The organism is Kitasatospora sp. MBT66 (assembly GCF_000710405.2).
Lineage (GTDB): Bacteria > Actinomycetota > Actinomycetes > Streptomycetales > Streptomycetaceae > Kitasatospora > Kitasatospora purpeofusca.
Genome location: NZ_JAIY01000020.1, coordinates 149,907 through 150,333 on the forward strand (window position 1 = coordinate 149,907; position 427 = coordinate 150,333).

Here is a 427-nt window from a genome sequence, read left to right on the forward strand (position 1 = left end):
CCGGCCGGGGGGAGGTGGTGGCAGTGGGCTGCCCGGTCGCGTCGTCGGCGGCACCCGGTGCGCCGGTGTTGACGGTCGTCATGCTGCTGTCTTCCTTCGCTGATCGCGCCGGTCGCACCGATCGTCTCGGTCGCGCCGAACGCTGGTCGCCAATCGCTGGACGCGGTGCGCGGGCCCCTGGGGACCCGGTCCGCGCCGCTTGTCACGGTAGGCACGCGTCCGGTCACAGCGCGCAGTGGAGTGCGCCAAAGGAAGGCTCACGGAAGGTGAGCGACCGTCACCCGACCCGGCGCCGGGTGACCGCCCGTCACCCGTGTGCCGTGTCCGCCAACAACTGCTTCTTCAGTACCTTTCCCAGCGCGTTCCTGGGGAGTTCGGACACCAGCACCACCCGCCGCGGCCGCTTGTGGACCGAGAGCCGCGACGC